Here is a 25,758-nt window from a genome sequence, read left to right on the forward strand (position 1 = left end):
TTGAAACAGGCGAGAACCCTGAGACGTCAGCCTCTATGCGCGTTTCTCCCGGCCGAAAAGCCGGGAGCGGATTGAAACACAACGCACCACAGCAAAAACAGTTGTGAAACCAGCGGTTTCTCCCGGCCGAAAAGCCGGGAGCGGATTGAAACACCTGAATAGGAATCGGCGCGTTCTGTGATGCACCTGTTTCTCCCGGCCGAAAAGCCGGGAGCGGATTGAAACGGTCGACATTGCAACATCAATGCAGGCAATGGCAACGTTTCTCCCGGCCGAAAAGCCGGGAGCGGATTGAAACAGGCGCTGGCGTGTTGCTGGGCACCATGCTTGGAGTTTCTCCCGGCCGAAAAGCCGGGAGCGGATTGAAACCAGCTCATAATCGGTGCCTGCCACATAGGTTGGCGTGGTTTCTCCCGGCCGAAAAGCCGGGAGCGGATTGAAACACGGCGGCGCTGCGGAACAAAATCCAGACGACGGGTTTCTCCCGGCCGAAAAGCCGGGAGCGGATTGAAACAACGATGACCTCGGCGCATTCAGCCGGCCAGTGAGTTTCTCCCGGCCGAAAAGCCGGGAGCGGATTGAAACAATTTGCTGTCGTCGAACGGCACTGGGATGGGTGGTTTCTCCCGGCCGAAAAGCCGGGAGCGGATTGAAACCATTATCGGTGGTGCATTAATATCTGGCGGCGCATCTCTGTTTCTCCCGGCCGAAAAGCCGGGAGCGGATTGAAACATACGCTGGTGCAGCGGTTGCCGCAGAGCCTGAGCGTTTCTCCCGGCCGAAAAGCCGGGAGCGGATTGAAACGGTCTCGGACGTTATCGACGGTACTGGGTACCGGCGTTTCTCCCGGCCGAAAAGCCGGGAGCGGATTGAAACTTAGGCTCGTCGTTCATTTCTGCATTCCTCCACAAGGTTTCTCCCGGCCGAAAAGCCGGGAGCGGATTGAAACTCAGTGCTGAGCGGGACAGGGGCGGTGATGGTGTGGTTTCTCCCGGCCGAAAAGCCGGGAGCGGATTGAAACCACCCATTTGGAGGGTAGTGCGCTTTCCACCATGGTTTCTCCCGGCCGAAAAGCCGGGAGCGGATTGAAACCGGGCCGCCGCTCAGTTGAGCTGGATCCAGCGCTGGTCGATCAGCAGTTCGGCCGGCCGATAGCGCAGCTTGTAGCGCATTTTCCGGCAGTTCTGAATCCAGTAACCCAGGTAGAGATAGGGCAGCCCGCGCTGACGGCAGTACTCGATCTGCCACAGCACCGCCAGCACGCCGAGGCTGCGTGGCTCCAGGTCAGGATCAAAGAAGGTGTAGACCGCCGACAGTCCATCATCGAGCAGGTCGGCCACCGCCACCGCGATCAACTGCTCGCCGATGCGCAGTTCGATGAAGCGGGTGAAGTCGCAGGCGGTGGCCAGAAAGGAGTGAAACTGCTCGGGCGTGGGCGGGAACATGTCGCCATCGGCATGGCGCTGGCAGATGTAGCGCTCGTAGAGGTCATAGTGGAGGGCGCTGTCGATCGATTCGACCAGTTGCAGGGTGACATCGTCGTTCTTCTTCCAGACCCGGCGCTGCTGGCGGTCGGGCGCAAAGCGTTGCACCGGAATGCGGATCGACAGGCAGGCGCTGCAACTGCGGCAGTTGGGGCGGTAGACATGGGCGCCGCTGCGACGAAACCCCATGCGTGACAGCACGGTGTAGAGCCGGCCGGTCATCGGCAGTTCCGGATCGACGAAGAGCGAGGTGGCCACCTCATCGGGCAGGTAGCTGCATGGATGGGGCAGCGTGCTGAAGAGCTTGATCTGGGTCTGACTGGTCATGGCCTCCACTCACTGGTTCGCGGGCGGTTGATCGGCAACCGCTCCAGCATCGCGCACCCATGGCCGGCAACTTTGCCCGCGCTGACAATATTCGTGCAACAACCGTGCAAAACGTGCCCGGTCGATCTGCTCGGCACCCAGGCTGATCATGTGGTCATTGGCCACCTGACAGTCAATCAGCCGATAGCCCCACTCTCGCAGCCAGTCGACCAGCTGGGCAAAGGCCACCTTGGAGGCATCGCTGCGGCGACTGAACATCGATTCGCCGAAGAAGACCCGGTCGATCGCCACGCCATAGAGGCCACCGACCAGTTCACCCTGCTGCCAGCTCTCCACCGAATGGGCAAAGCCGAGGCGATGCAGACGGCAGTAGGCGGCATGCATCTCGCGGGTGATCCAGGTACCGGTCGCCCCGGCGCGCGGGGCCGCACAGTGGGCCACCACGGCGCTGAATGCCTGGTCGGTGGTGACCTGGTAATCGCCACGGCGAATCCGCTTGCGCAGGCTGGTCGAGGGGCGGTAGTGCTCCGGAAAGATCACCGCACGCGGGTCGGGCGACCACCAGAGGATCGGCTGCCCGGCCTCATACCAGGGAAAGATGCCACGCCGATAGGCGTGCAGCAGCCGCTCGGGGGAGAGGTCACCGCCAATCGCCAGCAGGCCGTTGGGCTCCTCCAGCGCCTGCTCGATCGGCGGAAAGTGTATCTGGCCGGGGTCGAGCAGCGCCGGCGCCTGAACGCTCATCCGCTGACTCCGCCGCCATCAGCCATGGCCGTCGAGATAGCGCTCGGCATCGAGTGCCGCCATGCAGCCAAAGCCGGCCGAGGTGATGGCCTGCCGGTAGACCGAGTCGGCCACGTCACCGGCGGCAAAGACGCCGGGCACCGAGGTGGCCGTGGCGTTGCCCCAACCGCCGCCCTGAATCCTGATGTAACCACCCTCCATCTCCAGTTGCCCACTGAAGATTCCGGTGTTGGGTTGGTGACCGATGGCGATGAAAATGCCATGCAGGTCGATCTGCTGGCATTGGCCATCCAGCGTCGAGCGCAGCCGCATGCCGGTGACGCCGCTGTCATCGCCCAGCACTTCGTCGAGCGTCTGGTTCCATTCGATGCGGATGTTGCCGGTGGCGGCACGGTCGAGCAGCTTCTGCTGCATGATCTTCTCGCCGCGCAGCTGATCGCGCCGGTGCACCAGCACCACTTCGGCGGCGATGTTGGAGAGGTAGAGCGCCTCTTCGATCGCGGTGTTGCCGCCACCGATCACCGCCACCCGCTTCTTGCGGTAGAAAAAGCCATCGCAGGTGGCACAGGCGCTGACGCCACGGCCGCGGTAGAGCTGTTCGGAGGGCAGGCCGAGGTAGCGGGCCGAGGCGCCGGTGGCGATGATCAGCGCATCGCAGCTGTAGGCCTGACTGTCGCCCTGCAACCGGAACGGGCGGCGGCTGAGGTCGGCCTCGATGATGCGGTCCATCACGATCCGTGTCTCGAACCGCTCGGCATGTTGCTGCATCCGCGCCATCAGCGCCGGTCCCTGCAACCCCTCGACATCACCAGGCCAGTTGTCGACATCGGTGGTGGTGGTCAACTGTCCGCCCAGCTCCAGGCCACTGATGACCACCGGAGCGAGGTTGGCGCGCGCGGCATAGATGGCGGCGGTCAGGCCGGCCGGGCCTGAACCGAGGATGATGAGCGGATGGTGCTGGACGGTGGTCATGAGGCAGTGCGGCTCCACAGTTGGATTTGGGAGGCCGATTATAGCCATGCGCCATGAAGAGCGCCCAGCCGCGCTTGGGCAGGCCTGCTGCCGGGCCGATCGCCAGCCGTCACGCGGACGGCTAGAATCCGTGCGCAATTCAGTCCTATCTTTCTGCAAGGAGTCCCGATGTCGGCATCCCGGCCCATTCCCACCAATCTGATCAGTGGCTTTCTCGGCGCGGGCAAGACCACCGCGATTCTGCACCTGCTCAGACAGAAGCCGGCCGATGAGCGCTGGGCAGTGCTGGTCAACGAGTTTGGCGAGATCGGCATCGATGGCGCGATTCTGGCCGGCGAGGGCGCCTATGTGCGTGAGGTGACCGGCGGCTGCATCTGCTGTGTGGCCGGGTTGCCGCTGCGGGTCGGACTCAATTTGCTGATCGCCCAAGCCCGGCCCGACCGGCTGCTGATCGAGCCGACCGGCCTCGCCCATCCGCAGCAGATCGGCAAGATGCTGACCGACGAGCACTACCGGTCACAGCTCGAGCTGCGCGCCAACCTCTGTCTGGTCGATCCACGCAAGCTGGGCGATGCGCGTTACCTCGACAATGACACCTTCAACGCGCAGTTGCGGCTGGCCGATCTCATCGTCGGCACCAAGAGCGACCTGTGCGATGCGCAGGACCGGCAGCGCTTCGAACAGCTGCTGGCCGCGCTGCCGACCCCGCGGCCGGCGCAGGAGTGGGTGGCCCATGGCCAGATCGATCCCGCCTGGCTCGACCTGCCGCGGCTGGCGCGCCCTTCCACCACCGCGGTGGTGCTCGATGCGCACCACCATCACCACCACGGCGAAGACGACGCCGAACCGGCCAGCATCGAATCGGTGCGGCTGGCTGTCGGTCAGCGCTTCGTCCGGCGCGAGAACCAGGGACAGGGACACTACAGTTGCGGCTGGCTGTTTGCCCCTGACACCCGCTTTTCGCTGTCGCTGCTGATGCAATTGGTGTCACAACTGACGGTGCTGCGCTGCAAGGCGGTGGTCGACACCAGCCAGGGGCGTCTGGTGCTGAACATGGAGAGCGGCGCGCTGTCGGTGTCACCGACCCGCAGCGAGGAGGCCGGTCGCATCGAGATCATCGACAGCGAACCGCTCGACTGGGATGCGATCGAACAGGATCTGCTGCTGACGCTGCAATAGCCGGGACTGCCGGCTATGCTCAAGCGATGAGCCATCTGATCGACAACGCGGTCGTCACGACCGCATGAACGCCAGACACACCGCACGCCCACGCCTTCTGAAAGGACGGTCTGCCCTCTGTCTGCTGCTGGGCGGCTGGCTGCTGCTGGCCCTGCAGCCGGGCTGGACGCAGGTGCTGGAGCTGCACGAGGCCCGCTTTCTGCTCAGTGATGCGCAGCAGCCTCCAGCGGACGATGCCGCCTGGCAGCCGCAGCCACTGCCCGACATCTGGACCCAGAGCCGCAATGGCATCGGCGGTGTCGGCTGGTACCGCTTCGATTTCGACTGGTCGGGCGATGAGCCTCTGACCCAGGCCATCTACCTGCCACGGCTCTGCATGAACGTGGCGGTCTACCTCAACGGCGTGCTGATCGGCGATGGCGGCCGCTTCGATGAGCCGCTGGCGCGCAACTGGAACCGCCCGCTGCTGTTTCTGCTGCCACGGGATGCACTGCGCTCCGGCCACAACCGCCTCCATCTGCGGCTGCACACCCTCGGCTACTCGCAGAACAGCCTCTATCCACCCTTCATCGGACCGGAGCGCGAGCTGCGCCCCGACTACGAGCGGCTGCACTTTCTGCGCATCACCTTCAACCAGAGCATGACGCTGCTGATCACGGCGACCGGGTTGCTGATGCTGGGCCTGTGGTGGCGGCGCCGGCAGGACACCATGTATGGCTACTTCGGCCTGTCGGCACTGCTCTGGGCGCTCAACTCGACCAACCTCTACCTGGTGAAGGTGCCGCTCGCCAGCCGCGACTGGGAGATTCTGATCCATTCGGTCTTCCCGCTCTTTGCCGCCCTGCTGCTGATCTCGCTGCTGCGCCTGCTCGACCTGCGCCCGCGCCGGCTGGAGCAGGGGCTGTGGCTGACCCTGCTGCTGCCGATCCTGACGCTGCCGCTGGCCTTCACCGACGGATTGCCACAACTGCTGGTCATCTGGCAGAGCGCACCGCTGCCCGCCACCGGCGCGATGACGCTGCTGCTGACCCGGGTCGCCTGGCAGCGGCGCACGCCGGAGAGCCTGCTGCTGGCACTGGCGCTGTGGCTGACCATCAGCCTCGGATTGCATGACTGGCTGCTGCACAACCGCTGGCTGGTCTGGAGCCGATCGATCCTCTGGGTCCGTCCGGGCGACCTGCATCTGCTGCACTATGGCGCGCCACTGCTGTTTCTGGTGGTGGGCTGGATCATGACCAGCCGCTTCGTCGATGTGCTCAACCGCTTCGAACAGCTCAACCGCGATCTGGAGCTGCGGGTCGCCAGCAAACATGCCGCGCTGGAGGCCAACTTCGCCCGCATCGAGGAGCTGAACCGTGAGCAGGCGATGCTGGCCGAACGACAACGCATCGTCGCCGACCTGCACGATGGTCTGGGTGGACAACTGGTCACCGCGCTGCGACTGGTGGAGTCGAAACGCATCGATGCCACCGGCATGGCGGAACTGCTGCGCGAATGTCTCGATGAGATGCGCATGGTGATGAACTCCATCACCCCGCAGGAGCATGACCTCGACGGCGTGCTGGCGACACTGCGCCACCGCTTTGCCAGCCGGCTGGAGCAGGCCGGCATCGAGCTGTTCTGGCAACTCGACAGCACGCTGCCCGACCGTCTGCTGAGCGCCCGGCAGGCGTTGCAGATGCAGCGCATCGTGCAGGAGTGCTTCACCAACATCCTCAAACATGCCGGCGCCAGCCAGGTTCATGTTCACAGCAGCGAGGTCGATGGAGTGCGCCAGCTCTGCATCGCCGACAACGGCCGCGGCATGGCACCGCAGGCGGATGGCACTGGCCACGGCATCGCCAACATGCGCAGACGCATGGCCACGCTGGGGGGCAGCATCGACATCGACAGCTCGGCAGCGGGCACCCGGATTCTGCTGCGGCTACCCCCCGTGGGCAAGGGGTGGCGCACCCTGCCGGAACAACCATAATGGCCCGATGATGAAAAACGGATTGATCGTCGAGGATCTGGCCGAAAACAGACTCTGGCTGAGCCAGACGCTGCAACAGAGCTTTGCCGACATGGCCATCCATTGCGCCACCAGCCTCGCCGAGGCACGCCACTGGCTGGCCACCTCCCCACCGCCCGACATGGCACTGATCGATCTGGGCCTGCCCGATGGCAGCGGCATCGAGCTGATCGAACTGCTCAATCAGCGCGCGCCGGCGACCCTCTGCGTCGTCGCCACCATCTATGACGACGACAACCACCTTTTTGCCGCCCTGCGCGCCGGCGCCCAAGGCTACATCCTCAAGGATCAGGGCCGCGACGAGGCAGCCCGGCTGCTGCAGGGCATCGCCGCCGGGCAGCCACCGCTGTCGTCGAGCATCGCCCGGCGGATTCTTGGTTCGTTCAAGGCAGAGCCGCCCCAGCCACTGCCGGAGGCGCAGCCGACGCTGACCCCGCGCGAGCATGAGGTGCTGCGGCTGATCAGCAAGGGCATGACCCTGACCGAAACCGCCCGGCTGCTGCAACTGAGCCGCCACACCGTCGATGGCTACGTCAAGGAGATCTACCGCAAGCTCAATGTCTCCTCCCGCGCCGAGGCGGCACTGACCGCCCACAACTTCGGGCTGGTGTAGGCCCGCTTTCGCACCTGCTCTGGCGCGTCTCCCCCGTGTTCACGGGGATGCGTTGACCGATCCACTGGATATTCTGACGCACCGCACCGCCGGACACCCCGTCGGTGCGGTGCGGATCAGTCAGCATTCCCCGTCCACTGCACAGGAATCAGCCATGAACACCTCCGTCAAGTCGATCGCAATCTCGACCTTCACTGCCATTGCACTGGCAACTCCGCTCACCAGCCTTGCTGCCCTCGCCCTCAACAGCGGCGTATCGAGCAGCGGCACCACACTGGCTGCGGGCAGCATCGATCCCTTCTGGACCATCTCCACCGATGGCATGAACTTTTCGGCTGCCCGCGTGGCCTATCCCGGCTCCAACATGGTTTCAGGGCAGATCTGCTGTGGCATGGAATCGGTCAACAGCAACGCGGCCTGGATCAGCACCCCCAGCGTGACCGCCACCAATCCGACGACCGGTTGGGGTGTCAACAACACGGTCTATGCGCGCCGAACCTTCGATCTGACTGGCCATGACCTCGCCACAGTGGCGCTGAGTGGCGCCTTCCGTGTCGCCGACGTCGCCAGAGGGGTCTACATCAATGGCACGCTGATCGCCGGCACCAGCGGGAACAGCTACTCCTTTGCCGCGGACAACCCTTTCTCCATTGCCGCTGGCAGCGGTCTGTTCCTGCAGGGACTCAACACCCTCGAACTGCGCGGTCTGTCGGTCAACAACGGCTGGGATGCCTTCTGGTTGAACAGCACACTGACCTCTCAACCAGCACCGGTGCCGCTGCCGGGTGGCCTGGGACTGCTGCTCTCCGGACTGGGCCTGCTTGGGCTGGCGCCGCGCCTGGCCCGGTCGTGCTGAACCGCACCCGCAACCAAAGACCATTGCCCAAGGCCGTGCCAGCGCGCACGGCCTTGGCGCATTCGACACAACCCGAAAGCCGTCTCCCCCCGTAACCACGGGGTGCCGCACATCGATCCACTCCAATAGCATCTGCTCCAGTACTTTTTGATCAACCCCCTGGAGTCGAAGATGAACAGCATCCATCCGCAACCGCCGGCAACCCTGCGCAAACTCACCCTGGCCATCCTGGCCTGTGCCACCACACTGTCGGTCGCCGAGGCCGCAGTGCTGACCGATCTGCCCGGCATCACCACCTCTGCCGGCAGTTGCTACACCGGCTGCGACAAAGCTCAATATGACCACAGCAACATCCTCGACAAGGACTATGGCGCCAGCGGCAACACCGGACTCAATACTTGGAACTCAGGCTATTGGGGCGGCTGGGTAGAGGTCGACTTCAAATCGGCCTACCTGCTGGACCGTGTCGAGCTGTATGGCATCTATGCTTATGGCAACCCCTACACCCTCTCGGCCAGCAGCGATGGCACCAGCTGGGTGACGGTCGGCTCCGGCGCCTACCATCAGGAGCCGGCCCTGTCGCAACCGGCCTCGGTCAATCTGGGTGGCATCGAGTTCGGCGGCGTGCATGATGTGCAGAACAGCACCCTCACCAGCAATGTGCTGGCCCGCTACCTGCGCTACACGGTCAGCTCAGGCAGCCTGCACTGGGGTTACATGGCCGAGCTGCGCGTCGAGGGGCATGCGCCGCCGGCACCGGTGCCCACCCCGGCCGCCTGGAGCCTGCTGGCTTCCGGCCTCGGTCTGCTGACCGTGATGCGCCGTCGCCAGTGATCCGATCTTGTTGAGGGCTGCGACTGCCAGAGGGCACTGGCAGTGCGGGAGCTATGACCGCGTCGCCACCGCCAGCAGCGCCGGATCGATTCTGAACAGGGTGCAAAAGTTGGCGCTGGTCTGTTCGGCCAGCGCCTGCGGCGCGATGCCGCGCAGTTGCGCCACAAAGTGGCCCACCGCCGGCAGGTAGCGCGGCTCGTTGCGTTTGCCGCGATAGGGGATCGGTGCCAGATAGGGGGCGTCGGTCTCGATCAGCAGCCGATCGAGCGGCACCCGACGTGCCACCTCGCGCAGTGCATCGGCATTCCTGAAGGTGACGATGCCCGAGAACGAGACATGGAAGTTGAGCTCGAGCGCACGCTCGGCCATCGCCCAATCTTCGGTGAAGCAGTGCAGCACGCCGCCCACCGCCGGGTCGGCATGGGCTTCGAGCAGGGCCAGGGTCTGCGCCCGGGCATCGCGGCTGTGCACCACCACCGGCTTGCGCAGTGCCCGGCTGGCCAGCAGATGACGACGAAAACTCTCCTGCTGCAGTGCGCTCTGCTCGCTGCCGTAGTGGCCGTCGAGCCCGGTCTCGCCAAGGGCCACCACCCGCGCATCCGCCGCCAACGCCAGCAGTTGCTCGACCGTCGGCAGTGGCTCCGCCACCTCCAGCGGATGCAGACCACAGGTTGCCCACACCGCCGGCTGGCTGGCAGCGGTCGCCAACACCTGGGGAAACTCGTTCAGATCGACAGCGACGTTGAGAATGCCGCTGACGCCAGCCGCGCGGGCCGCCGCAATGGCAGCCTCCAGCGAGCCGCCATGGGGGGTGAGATCGATACGGTCGAGATGGCAGTGGGAATCTACGAACATCGGACAAATCCGCGGCGCCGGCTTGCTGCCGGCCAGTCGGGTCACAGGGTGTGGTTGGGCCGGTCGGTTTCGAGCATGCCGGCCAGATAGGTCTCGATCTTGTTGCGCGCGGTGTCATCCTGACCACTGAACTGCACGCCAATGCCGGCGACGCGGTTGCTCTGCGCCCCCTTGGGCGTCACCCAGACCACCTTGCCGGCCACTGGCAGCTTGTCGGGCTCTTCCATCAATTGCAGCAGCATGAACACTTCATCATGCAGCTGGTAGTTTCTGGAGGTGGGAATGAACAGGCCACCATGCCTGACAAAGGGCATGTAGGCGGCAAAGAGCACGGCCTTGTCCTTGATGGTCAGGGAAAGAATTCCATGCCCGCTGCCCTGACGAGGCTTCATGCGGTCGATCTCCCGGTTGATACTGCGTTCCACATCATCAGAACCATGAACTGTTGCGATTGTATCAGTCTAGCCCATTTGCAACGGCTGCCGCCGTGCAAAGGCATCGCGCCAGCGCAGGGCCAGATCGCCCAGCAGCAGCGAACGGTTCAGCGTGATCTGCTGCCCCTGAATCGTGCGCGCCTGCTCCAGCCGGTTCAGAAAGTCGAACAGCGCCAGCGGACTGGCCTGCCCGGCCCGGGTCGTCAGCTCCGTCGGCAGCGGCAGGTCGGCCGCCAGACCGCTGGCCAGCCGGATCGCCGCGACCAGCCAGCCCCACCACCAGTCGATCAGCAGTTCGGGATCGAACTGCTCGCCCCCTTCGGCCAGCAGCAGCGGATCGCTCCGCCCAGTCGAGATGGCGCTCAACAGGGTCAAGGCCCGGTTGTACTGCTTCCAGAGCGGCTCCCGCGCCAGATCGAGCGCGCGCAGCGGCCGGTTGCGGCTGGCAGCCAGAATTTCATCCCACGGCAGTTCGGCATCGGTGTGGTCACGCAGCCACGCCTGCGCCTGCGGCGCCGTGGGTTCGACCATCGTCAACCGCTGACAGCGGCTGACGATGGTCGGCAGCAACATGCCATAGCGGCTGCTGACCAACAGCAGCCAGCGCTCGGCGGCCGGCTCCTCGAGCGATTTCAGCAGCGCATTGGCGGCATTGCGGTTGAGCTGATCGGCCGGGTCGATGATCACCACCTTGCCGTGACCGGCCTGGGCGCTCAACTGCATGAATTCGTTGGCTTCGCGCACCTGATCGATCTTGATCACCCGCGCCGGCGATTCCGGCAGCAGCCAGAACAGGTCGGGATGGGTGCCGGCACGAATCCAGCCGCAGCTGCGGCAGGCGCCACAGGCCTGCTCGCGCCCTGGCTGGTGGCAGAGCAGCCAGGCGGCCAGACGCTCGGCAAAGCAGCGCTTGCCGATTCCCTGCGGACCGCTCAGCAGCAGCGCGTGGGCCAGCTTCTGCTGCTGTTGCAGCTCGACCAGCCGTTGCCACTGCGGCCGCTGCCAGGGCAGCGGCGGCGCCAGCGGATCCTGACCCGCTTCGCGTGGAACGCTCATGGCGCGCTCCAGCGCTGAATCGCCTGCCGCAGGGTCTGTTCGATGGCTGCCGTCACCTGATCGAGCGGTGCGGAGGCATCGATGCGGCGGACACGCTCCGGTTCGGCCGCGCTGCGCGCCAGATAGCAGGCCCGTATCCGTTCGAAGAAGTCGATCTGTTCACGCTCGAAACGGTCCAGCTCACCATCCCGCCCATCGATCCGCCGCAGGCCATCCGCCACCGGCAGGTCGAGAAACAGCGTCAGGTCGGGACGCAACTCGCCCTGCACCAGCTGCTCCAGCTGTGCAATCATCGACTGCGGCACTCCGCGCCCGCCGCCCTGGTAGGCATAGGTGGCATCGGTGAAGCGGTCGCTGACCACCCAGATTCCGGCCGCCAGCGCCGGTTCGATCAGCTGCTGGATATGTTGTGCCCGGCCGGCAAACAGCAGCAGCAGTTCGGTCAACGGCTGAACCGGCTCAGCCCAGGGCCGAAGCAGCAGGTCGCGGATCGCCTCCGCCAGCTCGGTGCCACCCGGTTCGCGGGTGATGCGATGCTCGATCGACAACTGCTGCAACAGCGCGGAGATCTTGCGCAGGCAACTGCTCTTGCCCGCCCCCTCGCTGCCTTCGATGGTGATGAAACGGCCCCGCTGCATCTCACTGCCCGCCATTTCGCGGCGCCGACCGGTAATCGGCACGGCGCTGACGCTGTTGATACTGTTCAACGGCCTGCTGATGCGCTTCCAGCGTGGCCGAAAAGTGGTGGCTGCCATCACCCTTGGCGACGAAGTAGAGCGCATCCCCCGCCGCTGGATGCAGCACCGCCTGAATCGCCGCCTCGCCCGGCAGGCCGATGGGCGTCGGCGGTAACCCCTTGTTCAGGTAGCTGTTGTAGGGGCCGGGGCGGCGCAGATCGGCCAGGGTCAGGTTGCCGTCGAAGCAGGCACCCAGACCGTAGATCAGGGTCGGGTCGGTCTGCAACGGCATGTCACTGTGCAACCGTCGCACGAAGACGCCGGCAATCTGCGGTCGTTCGCTGCCCTGTCCGGTCTCCTTCTCGACGATCGAGGCCAGAATCAGCGCCTCATAGGGCGATTTGAGCGGCAGGTCGGTCGCCCGCCCGCTCCACTGCTCGGCCAGCCGCTTTTTCATGCTCTGATGGGCACGTCGCAGCAGTTGCACATCACTCTCTCCCTTGCGGTAGTGGTAGGTGTCGGGATAGATCCACCCTTCTGGTTGCGCCGAATCGAGCTCGAGCACCCTGGCCAGTTCGGCATCATCCGCTGCGGCCAGACGGTGCTCCAGTTTGGGCTGTCTCTGCAGCAGGTCAAGCACCTGCCGGAGCGTCCAGCCCTCGACGAAGGTGACGCGATAAACCACCACCTCGCCCCGCAGCAGCTTCTGCAGCAGTGATTGTGGCGTGCTGCCGACATCGAGCTGATATTCGCCCGCCTGAATCCGCCCCGCCACCCCGTGCCACTGACCGACGGCAGTCAGCAGCCAGGCGGGTGACAGCAGACCCTGCCGTTGCAGCCGCTGCCCCACCGCCCAGAGCGAATCGCCGGGAAGGACCTCGAACAACTGCCCCTGCGCCGGAAGTGGCCGGTTCAGCCATGCCTGAACGCTCGAATGGACAAAGAGCGCGGCGGCACCCACCACCACGCCAAACAGCGCCATCCACAGCGTGACAGTGCGAAGCGATCGCTTCATGACGCAGCGAGAAAGAGTGAATTCACTTCCACCTGCAGGCGCCGCAGCACTGGATTCCCGCCAAGGCGCCAGCCCAGGTCACCGCCCGCCTCATCGAGCCACTGCGCCACCGGCCAGAGACCAAACAGGCTGTTGCTGAGAAAGATCTCCTCGGCCGACAACACCTGTTCGAGCGACAGTGCCACCTCGCGACAGGGAATCGACAGCGCAGCACAGCGCGCGATGATGAAGGCGCGCATCGCCCCGGCCACTCCGCACTGGTCGAGCCGCGGCGTCTCCACCACACCACCGCGCACGACGAAGAGGTTGCTGATCACGCCATCGATCAACTGGCCTGCCTCGTCGCGCAGGATCCCCTCGGCGATCCGCGCATCATGCCACTCGCTGCGCGCCAGCACCTGTTCGAGGCGGTTCAGATGCTTGATGCCCGCCAATGCCGGCTGACGGGAGAGCCGCAGCCGGCAGAGCCGAACCGTCACCCCCGACTCGCTCTGCGGTGCCGGAAAGGGCGTTCCGGGAAACAGCGCCAGCATCCGCGTCGGCACCACTCCGGCCGCCGGCAGATAGCCGCGTCCGGCAACCCCGCGGGTCAGGGTCAGCTTCAGGACCCAGTCGGCCTTGGCCTCCTCCGATCCCAGCGCGGCCAGAAACTGGCCGATCTCCCGCTCGATCGATGCAAGGTCACACTCGATCGCCAGCCGCTGCAGCCCCTCGCTCAGCCGTTGCAGGTGGTGACCCAGCAGCGGGATGGCGCCCCCCACCACCCGCATGGTCTGGAACAGCCCGTCGCCATAGGCCAGACCACGGTCGAGCGGATGCAGAAACGGCTCGGCCCGGCCATTGACCCACAGCAGCCGAAGATCACTGCCTGGTATTGCGGCGTCACGGAGTGTCGACATCGGTCATCGTGTCAGTGGACGTGTTCTGGAAGGAATCAACAGCGACACCACCTGTCGCACCCGGCGTGGTGACGCAACGCCGATGCAGCGGCGGCAAGGCCTCACGGCTGCCGGGCCGCCTGGGCAATCAGCGCATTCTGGAAAAAACCAGGCTGCCGTTGGTGCCGCCAAAGCCAAAGGAGTTGGAGAGCGCGGCATCGATGCGCATCGGTCGAGCCTGGTGCGGCACATAGTCGAGGCGGCACTCGGGATCGGGGTTGTCGAGGTTGATGGTGGGCGGCGCCACCTGATCGCGCAGTGCCAGGATGCAGAAGATCGCCTCGACCGCACCGGCCGCGCCGAGCAGATGGCCGATCATCGACTTGGTGGAACTGACCGCGACAGTGCGGCTGGCCTCGCCGAACAGCGACTCGATGGCCTTCGATTCGGCCACATCACCCAGCGGGGTCGAGGTGCCATGGGCATTGATGTACTGAATCTGCTCCGCAGTCAGTCTGGCATCCAGCAGCGCACTGCGCATTGCCTGCGCGGCGCCGGCGCCATCTTCCGGCGGTGAGGTGATGTGGTGCGCATCGGCGCTCATGCCGAAGCCCGCCAGTTCGGCCAGAATCCGTGCACCGCGGGCCTTGGCGTGCTCATACTCCTCCAGCACCAGTGCACCGGCACCATCGCTCAGCACGAAACCATCCCGGTCACGGTCCCAAGGCCGACTGGCGGCCTGCGGCGCCTCATTGCGGGTCGACAACGCCTTGGCGGAGGAGAAACCGGCCAGACCACCTTCGGTGGTGGCCATCTCGGCACCGCCGCAGACCATCACGTCGGCATCGCCCGACTGGATCAGCCGCGCCGAAATGCCGATGTTGTGCGCCCCGGTGGTGCAGGCGGTGGCAATGGCGATGTTGGGCCCCTTCAGACCATACCTGATCGACAGGTTGCCCGAGATCATGTTGATGATGGCCGACGGCACAAAGAAAGGTGAGGCGCGCTTCGGGCCTTTGTCCCGCACCACGTCGCGGCTCTGCTCGATGGTCAGCAGGCCACCGATGCCCGAGCCGATGGCCACGCCGATGCGCTCGGCGTTGGCTTCGGTGACCGTGATCGCCGCATCCTCGAAGGCCTGAATGCCTGCCGCCATGCCATATTGAATGAAGGGATCCATGCGGCGGGCATCCCGCTGCGGGATGTACTGCTCGACGTCGAACCCTTTCAATCCTCCACCAAACTGCGTGGCGTAGGCGGTCACATCGAAGGTCTCGATCGGGCCGATGCCGCTGCGTCCAGCCAGGATCGCAGCCCAGGTTTCGGCAACCGTGTTGCCGAGGGGGGTCAGCATCCCCATGCCCGTCACCACCACCCTGCGTCTTGACACGGCATTCACCCTCTTTCACTCGCCCAAAACAAAAGCCGCTCTGTGCGGGACAGAGACGGCTTTACCACTGCTCACTTGACTGAACAGGCGCGGTCTCAGGCTTCGAGATTGCGCTTGACGTAGTCGATGGCTTGCTGAACGGTCGTGATGTTTTCGGCATCTTCATCGGGAATTTCGGTCTCGAATTCATCTTCGAGCGCCATCACCAGTTCGACGGTGTCCAGGGAGTCTGCGCCCAGATCCTCGACAAAGGAAGAGGCGTTGGTGATGTCTTCTTCCTTCACGCCAAGCTGTTCGCAAATGATCTTCTTGACGCGGTCTTCGATGCTACTCATGGTGCGTATTATCTCCCGATAATGTTGAATTCCAAGAAGTGGGCCAACGGCCACCCTTCAGGCATCTTCATGAAAAGGCAACAACCCGAATTGGGCCCGCCGATTTTGCGGCGGCATTGTAGCCCAAAAAGTTGACCTTAAGCCATATACATTCCGCCATTGACATGCAGGGTCTCTCCGGTGACGTAACCGGCTGATTCACTGCAAAGAAATGCCACCACCGCCGCCACTTCGGCCGCCGATCCAAGGCGTCCGAGCGGAATCTGCTGCTGGAGTGTCTGACGATGAGCCTCATCCAGCGCGCGGGTCATGTCGGTGTCGATGAAGCCCGGCGCGACCGCATTGACGGTGATGCCGCGCGAGCCCACTTCACGGGCCAGCGCCCGGGTGAAGCCACCCATGCCCGCTTTGGCCGCAGCATAGTTGGTCTGGCCGGCATTGCCCATGGCCCCTACCACCGAACCGATGTTGACGATGCGTCCCCAGCGCGCCTTGGTCATGCCGCGCAGCATGGCCTTGGAGGTGCGGTAGAGAGCACTCAGATTGGTGTCGATCACCTCATCCCACTCGTTCGACTTCATTCTCATCAGCAGGTTGTCGCGGGTGATGCCGGCGTTGTTGACCAGAATCAGCGGTGTGCCGAATTGTGCTTCGATCTGCTGCAACACCGCAGCGACTGATTCATCGCTGCAGACATCGAGACAGAAGCCGCTGCCGCTGATGCCCTGTTCGGCCAGGGTGGCCGAAATCTTCTGCGCGCCGGCCTCGGTCGTTGCGGTGCCGACCACGGTGGCACCCTGGGCACCCAGCGCCAGCGCGATGGCCTGGCCGATGCCCCGGCTGGCGCCGGTGACCAGTGCAATTCTGGCTTCCTGACTCACGCTCTGCTCTCCTGATGGGGATGAAAAAACTGATGCGATCAGCCGATGCTGCCATTGGCGAGCTGCGTCGCCACCTCGTGCAGTGAGGCCGACTCCTGGATGGCGAAGGTGTTCAGGCGCTTGTCGATGCGCTTGTTGAGCCCGGACAGCACCTTGCCCGGTCCACATTCGATGGTGGTTGCCACGCCGGCGGCAGCCAGCGTCTCGACCGAGCGGGTCCAGCGCACCGGGTGGTCGAGCTGGGCGACCAGGTTGGCGCGAATCGCTTCGATCTGGTGCTCCTCACGGGCATGAACGTTCTGCACCACCTTGATCTGCGGCGCGCGAATCTGAATCGACGCCAGCTCGCCGCGCAGCCGCTCCGCCGCCGGGCGCATCAGCGCGCAGTGCGAAGGGACACTGACCGGCAACGGCATGGCACGCTTGGCGCCGCGCGCCTTCATCAACTCGATGGCCCGCTCGACCGCCGTCCGGTGGCCAGCAATCACCACCTGCCCGGGAGCGTTGTAGTTGGCTGCGGCCACCACTTCATCACCAGCCGCTTCAGCGCAGGCCGCCTCGACCTCGGCATCTTCCAGACCCAGAATGGCGGCCATCGCACCGACGCCGACCGGCACCGCCTCCTGCATCAGCAGCCCACGGGTGCGCACCAGCCGAACCGCATCGGCAAAGTCGATCGACTCGGCCGCCACCAGCGCGGAGTATTCACCGAGGCTGTGTCCTGCCACCCACTCCGGCAGCGGTGCGGCCAAGGAGCGCCACACCCGCCAGATCGCCACACTGGCCGCCAGCAGCGCCGGCTGGGTGTTGGCGGTCTGGTTGAGCTGCTCTTCCGGCCCCTGTTGCGTCAATTGCCACAGATCGAAGCCAAGCTGTTCGCTGGCCTCGGCAAAGGTCTCCTGCACCAGCGCGAAGTGCTGCGCCAGATCGGCCAGCATGCCGACCTGCTGTGAACCTTGGCCCGGAAAGACGAAAGCGGTGAAGCCAGACATTGCATCCCTCATCGTGGATCGACGGCAGAGTGTGATTATTCTTGATTACGCCAGTGTGGCTTCGAGCATGCGGTGAATCTGTTGCGGCACATCGGAGTCGACCTCCCGTACCGCCACCTCGATGGCCTGACGGAAGCCATCGACATCGGCATCGCCATGGCTCTTGACCAGAATGCCCTGCAGCCCCAGCAGGGTGGCGCCATTATAGCGGCCAGGATCGATTTGTCTGCGCAGCCGCCGCAGGATCGGCCATGCCAGCAAGCCAACGAACCGGCTCAGAATGTTGGCTCTGAACGCCGCATTGAGCCGCTGGTCGATCAGTTCGGCCAGCCCTTCGCTGGTTTTGATGGCGACATTGCCGACAAAACCGTCACACACCACCACGTCGGCGGCGCCGCGAAAGATGTCATCGCCTTCGATGTAGCCGATGTAGTTGAGCCGGGCATTCTCCCGGATCAGTTGCGATGCCAGCTTGATCTGCTCATTGCCCTTGATCTCCTCCTCACCGATGTTGAGCAGGCCCACCCGCGGCGCCTCAAGACCATCCATCGCGGCAGCGGCCACCGAGCCCATGATGGCAAACTGATGCAGATGCTCGGAGGTGAGCGCGACATTGGCGCCGAGATCAAGCAGATGGCAATGGCCAGTGGCGGTCGGAATCTGGGTGATGATGGCGGGACGGTCGATGCCGGCCACCATCTTCAGCAGATGACGACCGATCACCATCAGTGCGCCGGTGTTGCCGGCACTGACACAGGCCTGCGCCCGACCGGACTGCACACATTCGATGGCCAACCACATGGACGAAGGTTTTCTGCTGCGCAGCGCCACCGACGGGCGCTCATCCATGGCCACCACGTCACGGGCATCGATGGTCTGCAGCCGCTCGTGCAGCGCAGCCGGAACATCGCGCAAAAACGGAGTGATCTGCTCCTGCCGCCCGACCAGCAGCAGATGGAGCAGCGGATCGCGGGAGAGCGACTGAAGCGCGGCCGGAACCGTGACGGCGGGACCGTGGTCCCCGCCCATCACATCAATGGCGACGGTCCGCATGGTCAGACATCAATCGTCGTCCTTGCCCGAGACGATCTTGCGTCCACGGTAGTAGCCATTGGCGCTGACATGGTGGCGGCGATGGGTCTCGCCGGTGACACTGTCGACCGACAGCGTCGGCGGCGTCAGGGCATCATGCGAGCGTCTCTTGTCACGCTTGGAGCGGGTCACACGGTTCTGTTGTACGGCCATCTTCTGTTCTCTCGTTCAATGACGGAATCAATGTCTCACTCAAAATTCATTGCGCCGGATCGGTCCGATCGGCCGCAGCAAAGTACTCCCCGGGCGCCGAACACTCCGCCCACGGATGGCGGGGAATGATCGGCAAGCTCAACAGCAGCTCATCCTCGAGCAGCACCGGCCACTCGACGGCGCCGGCCTCTGCCGGCAGCACCAGCGGATCGTAACTGTCGGGCAACCGCTCGATCGACGCCTCGCTCTGCAGCAGTGCCAACCGAAACGGCACATCGATCGGGTGGCGCATCGGCTCCAGACAGCGCTGACAGATCAGCCCCACCTCGCCGGTCAGACGGCCCGCCAGGCAGGCAACCCCCTGCTCATCACGTCCGGCCTGCAACTGGACGAAGAGCTGACCTTCATCGCCGGTCAGCTCGGCACAGAACCGGCGAAAGCGCCCCATCTGGAGCCGTCCCTCGAGCACAGCACCGCTTTTGACCAACTTGAACGGATCGACCCGAAGAGGCAGCAAATCAGATGACATAAGGGGGCGAGATTCTAAATGCCGCAAGCAGACGTGTCAAAGAGTCGCACTGCTCCAGCACCTTCGGCACCGGGTGGTTCTGGAGGCGCCAGTTTACCGGGGAGATCAGGCCGAGCAACGATTTAAGATGAAAGCGTGGCAGATGACAAGCCAGCCGGCGAGCTTTGAGTTGAAGCAGGCCGGGTTGATGCAGAGCAGTGTTGCATGGCAATCGATGAACCGCTCCTGGAGGGTGGGTTCGCGGCGGTTGCTGCGCTGGATCGCATACAGCGGTTGGCCAAGCACAAAGGTCGCGACAGGCGGACCATGGAACACCCTGTTCAGATCGGACAGCTCACCAGACTATCCTGATGAGGGAAATGATCCGGGCCTGAGCTATCTTGGGATAGATCAGACTGTCCCCATTTTCTTGTCTGGAGCAGCCATCTTGACCATGACCACCCTCTTCCCTCCCTTGAATGAACACGAAGCGCCGCCCCACCCGTGGGGATTGTTCCGTGAATGGTATGATGCTGCCCGGCCCCTGCATCCACCCGAACCGGACGCCATGACCTTGGCGACCGTCGGTGTCGATGGTCGCCCCAGCGCGCGAATCGTGCTGCTCAAGCAGTTCGATGAAGATGGGCTGGTCTTCCATACGCATTATGAAAGCCGCAAGGGTGCGGAACTCTCCCACAACCCCTCTGCGGCCCTGCTGTTCTACTGGCCGGTTCAGCTTCGGCAGGTGCGCATCGAAGGCGGCGTCGAACGGATCGATCCCGCCGAATCGGACGCCTACTTCCGCACCCGCCCACAGGGCAGTCAGATCGGCGCCTGGGCGTCGCCGCAAAGCCGGGTGCTGCAAGGACGCGAGGAGCTGGACGCGAGAATCGATCGCTTCACCCGCGATTTCGCCGACAGGGAGATTCCGCGGCCGCCGGGCTGGGGCGGATACCGGCTGCTTCCGTTGCGTTTTGAATTCTGGCAGGCGCGAATCGACCGACTGCACGACCGCTTGCTGTATCAGCGCCGCCCGGATCAAACCTGGTCCCTGAAACGTTTGGCTCCGTGATGGTCCCTGTACCAATGGCGCGACCGGGCGCCCCTTGATCTGTTCGCCCTCCCGGGAATCGACCGCCCTCTTTTTCCTCCCTTCCCGACGAAACGAAACTCGATCCCAAACCAGAAGGCGCCTGCCGGCCAACTGGCTGATTTTTCCAATTAACGGGTCTTCAACGGACATCCATCGCGCAGAGAGACCAAACGACACGGTCGGCCCTCCCATCGCGGTCCGACCGATGACGGAGCATCTCATGCAGATCGATGCCGTCTCGAACTGGCAGACCCAACCCCAGCGGCGATCCGATCAGCGCTCCAGGAACTTCCGGGCGAACAGCCATTGAAACATCGCCGGGTTGATGCAGCTCAGCCGCCAGCCGTGCGAGCGCGAATCTTGTCGATGATCGCCGCCTCTTGCGCCAGGCAGTCCGCGGCACTGGGGCGTGCCTTCACCCGCTCGACCAGTGCTGCCAGCGTCGGCCAGCGCTGGGCATCGACACATTCGCCGCCATGCCCCATGTTGATGCACTGCGAAGCCACCGCGATGTCGGCCACGGTGAGACGGTTGTCGATCAGATGGTCGGCGCCGTCGAGCTGCTGCTCCAGGTAGTCGAAGTGGGCCGGCAACTTCTGCAGCGCGCTCTGTACCAGCTGCTCATCGCAACCCTGTCCCATCATCGGCATCAGCAGGCGCTGGCGAAAAACCGAAAAGGTGCACAGTGGCACCAGTTCGTAGTCGGCGTACTTCTCGAACCAGACCACCCGTGCATGCAGGTAGGGGTCATCGGCATAGAGCGGCGGCGTCGGCCACTTCTTTTCGAGGTATTGGGCAATGACGCCGGAGTCGGCCAGGGTTTTTCCATCGTCGACCAGCGCCGGGACCCGTCCGAGCGGACTGAGTCGCAGCAGCTCCTCACTCTTGCGAAACGGATCGAGCGGCACCAGATCGTAGTCGATGCCCTTTTCGGCCAGCACGATGCGTGCCTTGCGCACAAAGGGTGACAGTGGAGCGCCATAGAGGGTCGGCTTCATGCGAGTCTCCTTGGTGATCTTATTGAGTGGGACAGCATCGATTTACAGCCTGACCCTGACCGCGGCTGCCACCCGCTTGGCCTTTTCCAGCGCCGCTTCGACGCTGTCGGCCCGTGCCAGGCCGACGCCCATGCGCCGCTGTCCGGCCACATCGGGCTTGCCGAACAGGCGCAACTGGGTATCGGGCTCGGCCAGAGCGAGCTCCAGGGCACCATAGCTCGGCTGTTGCGACGCCCCCTGCACCAGAATCACCGCCGAGGCGGCAGGCCCCAGCTGGCGCACATTCGGAATCGGCAACCCCAGCAGGGCGCGTGCATGCAGGGCGAATTCGGAGAGATCCTGCGAGATCATCGTCACCATGCCAGTGTCATGGGGGCGGGGCGACACCTCGCTGAAGTAGACCTCATCGCCGCAGATGAACAGCTCGACACCGAACAGGCCAAAACCGCCCAGCGCTTCGGTCACCTTGGCGGCCACCGCTTCGGAGCGTTCGAGCGCAGCCCGGCTCATCCGCTGTGGTTGCCAGGATTCACGGTAGTCGCCCGCCTCCTGTCGGTGGCCGATCGGCGCACAGAAGGTGGTGCCGTCGCGGTGACGGATGGTCAGCAGGGTGATCTCATAGTCGAACCGGACGAAGCCTTCGATGATGACCCGTCCGGCACCGGCCCGACCGCCCTCCTGGGCATAGCGCCACGCCTTGATGAGCCCGGCCTGGTCATGCGCCACCGACTGCCCCTTGCCGGAGGAGCTCATCACCGGCTTGACCACGCAGGGAAAGCCGATTCGCGCGACCTGCTCGATCAGCTCCGCCTCGCTGTCGGCAAAGCCGTAAGGTGAGGTGGGCAGGCCCAGCTCTTCGGCAGCCAGCCGGCGAATGCCCTCCCGGTCCATCGTCAACCGTGCCGCCCGCGCGGTGGGCACCACCCGATGGCCTTCGGCCTCGAGTTTCAGCAGCTCATCGGTGGCGATCGCCTCGATTTCCGGAACGATGTAGTGGGGCTGCTCCAGCTCGACCACCCGCCGCAGCGCAGCGCCATCGAGCATCGAGATGACATGGGCGCGATGCGCCACCTGCATCGCCGGCGCATCGGCATAGCGGTCGACAGCGATCACCTCGACACCGAGCCGTTGCAGCTCGATCGCCACCTCCTTGCCGAGTTCACCGCTGCCCAGCAGCAGCACCCGCAGCGCGGTCGGGGAGTTCGGGGTACCTATCTCTGTCACGGTTCTGCTCCATCCGGGGGAATCAGCCAGCCACCCGCAGCCCGGACGCGTGCCTGACTCAATTGAATGACCTGCCACTTCTGCGCAGCGCTGAGCTGCGACCACGCCGCAATCTCATCCACGGAGCGGTGACAGCCGATGCAGATGTCCATTTCATCCAGCGCACAGACCGACACACAGGGCGACGGCGGCGGCCGCTCACCCATGATCTGCGGATCAGCCATGAAAGCGCGGATCGAGCCGCAACTGCTGCGTGTAGCGCCTGGAATTTTCGACATAGTGTTGGGCGCTGCCCTCGAGAATCTTTCTCTGCAAATCAGAGATCTCGCGTACCACCTTGCCCGGCGAACCCATCACCAGCGAGCCGTCGGGAATCTCCTTGCCCTCCGGAATCAGCGTGTTGGCGCCGATCAGACAATATTTTCCGATGCGGGCGCCGTTCAGCACCACTGCGTTCATGCCGATCAGACTGTAATCACCGATGGTGCAGCCATGCAGCATCACCTTGTGACCGACGGTGACCCCCCGACCCACGGTCAGCGGCACCCCATGGTCGGTGTGCAGCACCGAGCCATCCTGGATGTTGGAATCTTCGCCGATGGTGATCAGGTCGTTGTCACCCCGCAGCACTGCGTTGAACCAGATGCTGGCATTTCTCTCGAGCCGCACGCTGCCGATGACCACGGCGCTGTCGGCGACAAAGAACTCATCGCCACACACTTCGAGCTGACGTTCACCCAGACGGTAGATCACTGTTCTCTCTCCATGGCGGGTTGATCAAGGATGAAGCGGGACAGGGCTGCTTCGAGTCTGCCGCCATTCTAAACCAATCCACCCATAGACGGCGGCAAGCCAGCGCCGCCAACAGCGTCGGAATTTCTGCCAAAACCGGGCGTGACAGGACAAAAAACCGACGATTTCGGCTTTCAAATAAGAAAATGTTCTTGCCTATGCCTCTATTATGCAAATGGATTGATTGAGATCCATGCAGACAACTTCGCTCAACAGCCAGCATCCATACGCTTTTTGCAGCGATATTTCGACAAAAACACCAAAAAATTCCGGTGCCGCACCACCGCCAGCCACAGTCTGTGCAAATATTGATCAGCTCGACCGCGCCGGGTAGACTGCTTTTGAGTTTTAGCAAGTCGCGCGGGCAAATTTTTCTTTCATGCACTGTTTGCCTGCCTTCACCGGGAGCCACTGCCATGCCTACATTCACCCCGCTGCCCGCCCCCGAGCAACTGCGCCAGCTCGCCGAGCAGGATCCACAGGCACTCGAAGCCCTGCGCCTGCAACTGGTCGATGAGCTGATCGCACAGGCGCCTGAAAGCCGGCAGCAGCGGCTGCGCGGGTTGCAGTTCCAGATCGACATGGAACGCCGGCGCGCCAAGACCCCGATGGCCGCCTGCATCAAGCTCTCGCAGATGATGCATGACTCGCTCTACACGCTGAATCTGGCACTGAAGGGCGAACCCCTCCCGACCAGCCAGCAGGCGCGCGCCGAACCCACCGCCACGGTGACGCCGTTTCGCACCCGCGAAGCACGGGCCTGATCACTGCTCGCCCACCACTTTCATTCAGGGCAGTGGTTGCGTAGATTGGTGCTGGTTCCACCGTCATTGCCTGCCGGAGTCAGCCCATGAAGTTCTGCACCCACTGCGGCGAGGCCATCGTGCTGAAAGTGCCGGAGTCGGACAACCGTGAACGCCATGTTTGCGGCGACTGCGGCACCATCCATTATCAGAACCCCAAGATCATCGCCGGCTGCCTGATCACCCAGAATGATCAGGTGCTGCTCTGCCGACGCGCGATCGAGCCGCGCCTGGGTTTCTGGACCCTGCCGGCCGGCTTCATGGAAAACGATGAGACCACCCAGGAGGCGGCCGCGCGGGAAACCTGGGAAGAGGCCAATGCGCGGGTACGGGTCGGCGATCTCTACACCCTCTTCAACCTCGTGCACATCAATCAGATCTACCTGTTTTTTCGCGGCGAACTGATCGAGCCCGGCTTTGCCGCCGGCAAGGAGAGCCTGGAGGTGAAGCTGTTCGCGCGCGAGGAGATTCCGTGGGAAATGCTCGCCTTTGCGGTTATCAGAAAGACCCTCGAATTCCACTTTGCCGACCGTGAACGAGGTGACTATCCACTGCGGATGCAGGACATTCGCGCCGCGGATCCTCGTTTCTTCCAGCCAAAACCACTCTGATTGGCCGACTGAAACAGAGAACCGACAGGCCGATCAGAGCTGATCGGCCTCCAGAATGAAGATTCCCTCGCCACCCTGCTCGAAATCGGGCCAGAAGAAGCCGAGGTCAGGATGGCGCGCCACCAGCGCCTCGGCCGCCGAGCCCACCTCGACCACCAGCAGACCGCCCGGACGCAGATGGCGCCGGGCCTGCGCCAGAATGCGCTCGACGATGTCGAGCCCCTCCACCCCCGCCGCCAGCGCCAGTCGCGGTTCATGGCGATACTCAGCGGGCAGCGCGGCCAGCTCCTGCTCGGCCACATAGGGCGGGTTGCTGACGATCAGATCAAAGGTGCCGGTCACTCCGGAAAAGAGGTCACCTTCGATCAGCGTCAGCCGCTGTTCGAGGCCATGGCGGGCCCGGTTGATGGCCGCCACCTCGAGTGCGGCGGCCGAGAGATCGGTCGCCACCACCTCGGCAGCCTCGAACGCATGGGCCAGAGCGATGGCGATGCAGCCACTGCCGGTGCAGAGGTCGAGCACCCGATCGACCCGGCTGGAATCGATCCAAGGCTCGAAGCGGCGCGCGATCAGCTCGGCCAGCGGCGAGCGCGGAATCAGCACCCGCTGATCAACGAAGAATGGCAGGCCGGCAAACCAGGCCTCGCCGGTCAGGTAGGCATTCGGCAATCGATCGACGATGCGGCGCCGGAACAGCTCGACCACCTGCTGACGCTCGCGCGGCAGCAGCCGGGCATCCAGCACCCGGTCATCGACCTCCAGCGGCAGATGCAGCGCGTGCAGAATAAGCCGCAACGCCTCATCCCACAGATCATCGCAGCCATGGCCCAGGGCCACCTGCGCTGCCCCCAGACTGCTGACCCCCCAACGCAGAAAGTCGCGCAGGGTCAGCAGCTCGGACTGGGCGGCCTCGAAGTCGGGCTGGAACGCTGCCGTCGGTGCCATTGCGAC

Annotated in this window: 29 protein-coding genes and 1 CRISPR repeat array (1 of these 30 only partly in view); of the genes, 8 read left to right on the forward strand and 21 right to left on the reverse strand. The window is 64.1% G+C overall.

Annotated elements, in window-relative coordinates:
• Window positions 1-1,092: a CRISPR direct-repeat array (repeat unit 37 nt; unit sequence GTTTCTCCCGGCCGAAAAGCCGGGAGCGGATTGAAAC); it begins 2,035 nt to the left of the window's first position.
• A gap of 11 nt (window positions 1,093-1,103) precedes the next feature.
• Genes H7A13_04870 through trxB form a run of 3 tightly spaced genes read right to left on the reverse strand, consistent with a single transcriptional unit; the run spans window position 1,104 to window position 3,527 of the window.
• Complete coding sequence (locus tag H7A13_04870; GenBank protein MCP5332673.1) at window positions 1,104-1,811, reverse strand: arginyltransferase; 708 nt, start codon at window positions 1,809-1,811, stop codon at window positions 1,104-1,106.
• Window positions 1,812-1,820: 9 nt separating this feature from the next.
• Window positions 1,821-2,555, reverse strand: coding sequence for a leucyl/phenylalanyl-tRNA--protein transferase (locus tag H7A13_04875; protein ID MCP5332674.1), 735 nt, complete (start codon window positions 2,553-2,555; stop codon window positions 1,821-1,823).
• An 18-nt stretch (window positions 2,556-2,573) separates the two neighbouring features.
• Window positions 2,574-3,527: a thioredoxin-disulfide reductase gene (gene trxB, locus H7A13_04880; GenBank protein MCP5332675.1), complete on the reverse strand. Its 954-nt coding sequence runs from the start codon at window positions 3,525-3,527 to the stop codon at window positions 2,574-2,576.
• A gap of 168 nt (window positions 3,528-3,695) precedes the next feature.
• Here trxB and H7A13_04885 point away from each other — a divergent pair, with 168 nt between their 5' ends.
• The 5 genes from H7A13_04885 to H7A13_04905 all read left to right on the forward strand — a co-directional run bounded on the left by H7A13_04885 (window position 3,696) and on the right by H7A13_04905 (window position 9,020).
• Window positions 3,696-4,706: a GTP-binding protein gene (locus H7A13_04885; protein MCP5332676.1), complete on the forward strand. Its 1,011-nt coding sequence runs from the start codon at window positions 3,696-3,698 to the stop codon at window positions 4,704-4,706.
• A 64-nt stretch (window positions 4,707-4,770) separates the two neighbouring features.
• A complete protein-coding gene (locus tag H7A13_04890) occupies window positions 4,771-6,678 on the forward strand; it encodes a histidine kinase (protein ID MCP5332677.1) in 1,908 nt (635 codons plus the stop codon).
• Window positions 6,679-6,688: 10 nt separating this feature from the next.
• Window positions 6,689-7,330: a response regulator transcription factor gene (locus H7A13_04895; protein ID MCP5332678.1), complete on the forward strand. Its 642-nt coding sequence runs from the start codon at window positions 6,689-6,691 to the stop codon at window positions 7,328-7,330.
• Between the two features lie 154 nt (window positions 7,331-7,484).
• Window positions 7,485-8,186: a hypothetical protein gene (locus H7A13_04900; GenBank protein MCP5332679.1), complete on the forward strand. Its 702-nt coding sequence runs from the start codon at window positions 7,485-7,487 to the stop codon at window positions 8,184-8,186.
• Window positions 8,187-8,357: 171 nt separating this feature from the next.
• Window positions 8,358-9,020 (forward strand): discoidin domain-containing protein, encoded by a 663-nt coding sequence (locus tag H7A13_04905; GenBank protein MCP5332680.1) that lies wholly within the window; start codon window positions 8,358-8,360, stop codon window positions 9,018-9,020.
• A gap of 51 nt (window positions 9,021-9,071) precedes the next feature.
• On the opposite strand, the gene H7A13_04910 is transcribed toward H7A13_04905, so the two are convergent.
• The 13 genes from H7A13_04910 to H7A13_04970 all read right to left on the reverse strand — a co-directional run bounded on the left by H7A13_04910 (window position 9,072) and on the right by H7A13_04970 (window position 19,307).
• Window positions 9,072-9,875, reverse strand: coding sequence for a TatD family hydrolase (locus H7A13_04910; GenBank protein MCP5332681.1), 804 nt, complete (start codon window positions 9,873-9,875; stop codon window positions 9,072-9,074).
• A gap of 41 nt (window positions 9,876-9,916) precedes the next feature.
• Window positions 9,917-10,267, reverse strand: coding sequence for a PilZ domain-containing protein (locus tag H7A13_04915; GenBank protein ID MCP5332682.1), 351 nt, complete (start codon window positions 10,265-10,267; stop codon window positions 9,917-9,919).
• 69 nt (window positions 10,268-10,336) lie between these two features.
• Window positions 10,337-11,365: a DNA polymerase III subunit delta' gene (holB, locus tag H7A13_04920; GenBank protein ID MCP5332683.1), complete on the reverse strand. Its 1,029-nt coding sequence runs from the start codon at window positions 11,363-11,365 to the stop codon at window positions 10,337-10,339.
• Complete coding sequence (locus tag H7A13_04925) at window positions 11,362-12,003, reverse strand: dTMP kinase (protein ID MCP5332684.1); 642 nt, start codon at window positions 12,001-12,003, stop codon at window positions 11,362-11,364. The genes holB and H7A13_04925 overlap by 4 nt, the downstream gene beginning before the upstream one ends.
• A 1-nt stretch (window position 12,004) precedes the next feature.
• Window positions 12,005-13,057 carry an endolytic transglycosylase MltG gene (gene mltG / locus H7A13_04930; protein MCP5332685.1) on the reverse strand — a complete coding sequence of 351 codons (1,053 nt, stop codon included), beginning with the start codon at window positions 13,055-13,057 and terminating at the stop codon, window positions 12,005-12,007.
• Window positions 13,054-13,956 (reverse strand): aminodeoxychorismate lyase, encoded by a 903-nt coding sequence (gene pabC / locus H7A13_04935; GenBank protein MCP5332686.1) that lies wholly within the window; start codon window positions 13,954-13,956, stop codon window positions 13,054-13,056. The genes mltG and pabC overlap by 4 nt, the downstream gene beginning before the upstream one ends.
• A 127-nt stretch (window positions 13,957-14,083) precedes the next feature.
• Window positions 14,084-15,325 (reverse strand): beta-ketoacyl-ACP synthase II, encoded by a 1,242-nt coding sequence (gene fabF / locus H7A13_04940; protein ID MCP5332687.1) that lies wholly within the window; start codon window positions 15,323-15,325, stop codon window positions 14,084-14,086.
• A gap of 95 nt (window positions 15,326-15,420) precedes the next feature.
• Complete coding sequence (gene acpP / locus H7A13_04945; GenBank protein ID MCP5332688.1) at window positions 15,421-15,660, reverse strand: acyl carrier protein; 240 nt, start codon at window positions 15,658-15,660, stop codon at window positions 15,421-15,423.
• A 137-nt stretch (window positions 15,661-15,797) separates the two neighbouring features.
• Window positions 15,798-16,541: a 3-oxoacyl-ACP reductase FabG gene (gene fabG, locus H7A13_04950; GenBank protein ID MCP5332689.1), complete on the reverse strand. Its 744-nt coding sequence runs from the start codon at window positions 16,539-16,541 to the stop codon at window positions 15,798-15,800.
• Window positions 16,542-16,579: 38 nt separating this feature from the next.
• The gene (gene fabD / locus H7A13_04955) at window positions 16,580-17,533 is read right to left on the reverse strand and encodes an ACP S-malonyltransferase (protein MCP5332690.1); all 954 of its coding nucleotides are present in this window, start codon (window positions 17,531-17,533) and stop codon (window positions 16,580-16,582) included.
• A 45-nt stretch (window positions 17,534-17,578) separates the two neighbouring features.
• Entirely contained in the window at window positions 17,579-18,592 is a 1,014-nt protein-coding gene (gene plsX / locus H7A13_04960; GenBank protein ID MCP5332691.1) for a phosphate acyltransferase PlsX, read from the reverse strand.
• Window positions 18,593-18,595: 3 nt separating this feature from the next.
• Window positions 18,596-18,778, reverse strand: a complete 183-nt coding sequence (rpmF, locus tag H7A13_04965) for a 50S ribosomal protein L32 (GenBank protein ID MCP5332692.1) — start codon at window positions 18,776-18,778, stop codon at window positions 18,596-18,598.
• 46 nt (window positions 18,779-18,824) lie between these two features.
• Window positions 18,825-19,307: a DUF177 domain-containing protein gene (locus tag H7A13_04970; GenBank protein MCP5332693.1), complete on the reverse strand. Its 483-nt coding sequence runs from the start codon at window positions 19,305-19,307 to the stop codon at window positions 18,825-18,827.
• Between the two features lie 433 nt (window positions 19,308-19,740).
• Here H7A13_04970 and pdxH point away from each other — a divergent pair, with 433 nt between their 5' ends.
• Window positions 19,741-20,358, forward strand: a complete 618-nt coding sequence (gene pdxH / locus H7A13_04975) for a pyridoxamine 5'-phosphate oxidase (protein ID MCP5332694.1) — start codon at window positions 19,741-19,743, stop codon at window positions 20,356-20,358.
• A 353-nt stretch (window positions 20,359-20,711) separates the two neighbouring features.
• Here the strand turns inward: pdxH and H7A13_04980 are convergent, their stop codons facing one another.
• From H7A13_04980 to H7A13_04995, 4 genes are read right to left on the reverse strand one after another with little or no spacing between them, the layout of a single operon-like run.
• Window positions 20,712-21,377, reverse strand: coding sequence for a glutathione S-transferase family protein (locus tag H7A13_04980; protein MCP5332695.1), 666 nt, complete (start codon window positions 21,375-21,377; stop codon window positions 20,712-20,714).
• 42 nt (window positions 21,378-21,419) lie between these two features.
• On the reverse strand, window positions 21,420-22,601 hold the full coding sequence (purT, locus tag H7A13_04985; protein MCP5332696.1) for a formate-dependent phosphoribosylglycinamide formyltransferase: 1,182 nt from the start codon (window positions 22,599-22,601) through the stop codon (window positions 21,420-21,422).
• Entirely contained in the window at window positions 22,598-22,807 is a 210-nt protein-coding gene (locus H7A13_04990; protein ID MCP5332697.1) for a DUF1289 domain-containing protein, read from the reverse strand. The genes purT and H7A13_04990 overlap by 4 nt, the downstream gene beginning before the upstream one ends.
• Window positions 22,808-22,817: 10 nt before the next feature.
• Complete coding sequence (locus tag H7A13_04995) at window positions 22,818-23,354, reverse strand: gamma carbonic anhydrase family protein (GenBank protein MCP5332698.1); 537 nt, start codon at window positions 23,352-23,354, stop codon at window positions 22,818-22,820.
• 455 nt (window positions 23,355-23,809) lie between these two features.
• On the opposite strand from H7A13_04995, the gene H7A13_05000 reads away from it, so the two are divergent.
• Both H7A13_05000 and H7A13_05005 read left to right on the forward strand, forming a co-directional pair.
• Window positions 23,810-24,157 (forward strand): DUF3135 domain-containing protein, encoded by a 348-nt coding sequence (locus H7A13_05000; protein MCP5332699.1) that lies wholly within the window; start codon window positions 23,810-23,812, stop codon window positions 24,155-24,157.
• 86 nt (window positions 24,158-24,243) lie between these two features.
• Complete coding sequence (locus H7A13_05005) at window positions 24,244-24,807, forward strand: NUDIX hydrolase (GenBank protein MCP5332700.1); 564 nt, start codon at window positions 24,244-24,246, stop codon at window positions 24,805-24,807.
• 33 nt (window positions 24,808-24,840) lie between these two features.
• Here the strand turns inward: H7A13_05005 and prmB are convergent, their stop codons facing one another.
• Window positions 24,841-25,752, reverse strand: a complete 912-nt coding sequence (prmB, locus tag H7A13_05010; protein MCP5332701.1) for a 50S ribosomal protein L3 N(5)-glutamine methyltransferase — start codon at window positions 25,750-25,752, stop codon at window positions 24,841-24,843.
• Between the last annotated feature and the right edge of the window lie 6 nt (window positions 25,753-25,758).

It is taken from the genome of Pseudomonadales bacterium (genome assembly GCA_024234215.1).
Classification (GTDB): domain Bacteria; phylum Pseudomonadota; class Gammaproteobacteria; order Pseudomonadales; family UBA5862; genus JACKOQ01.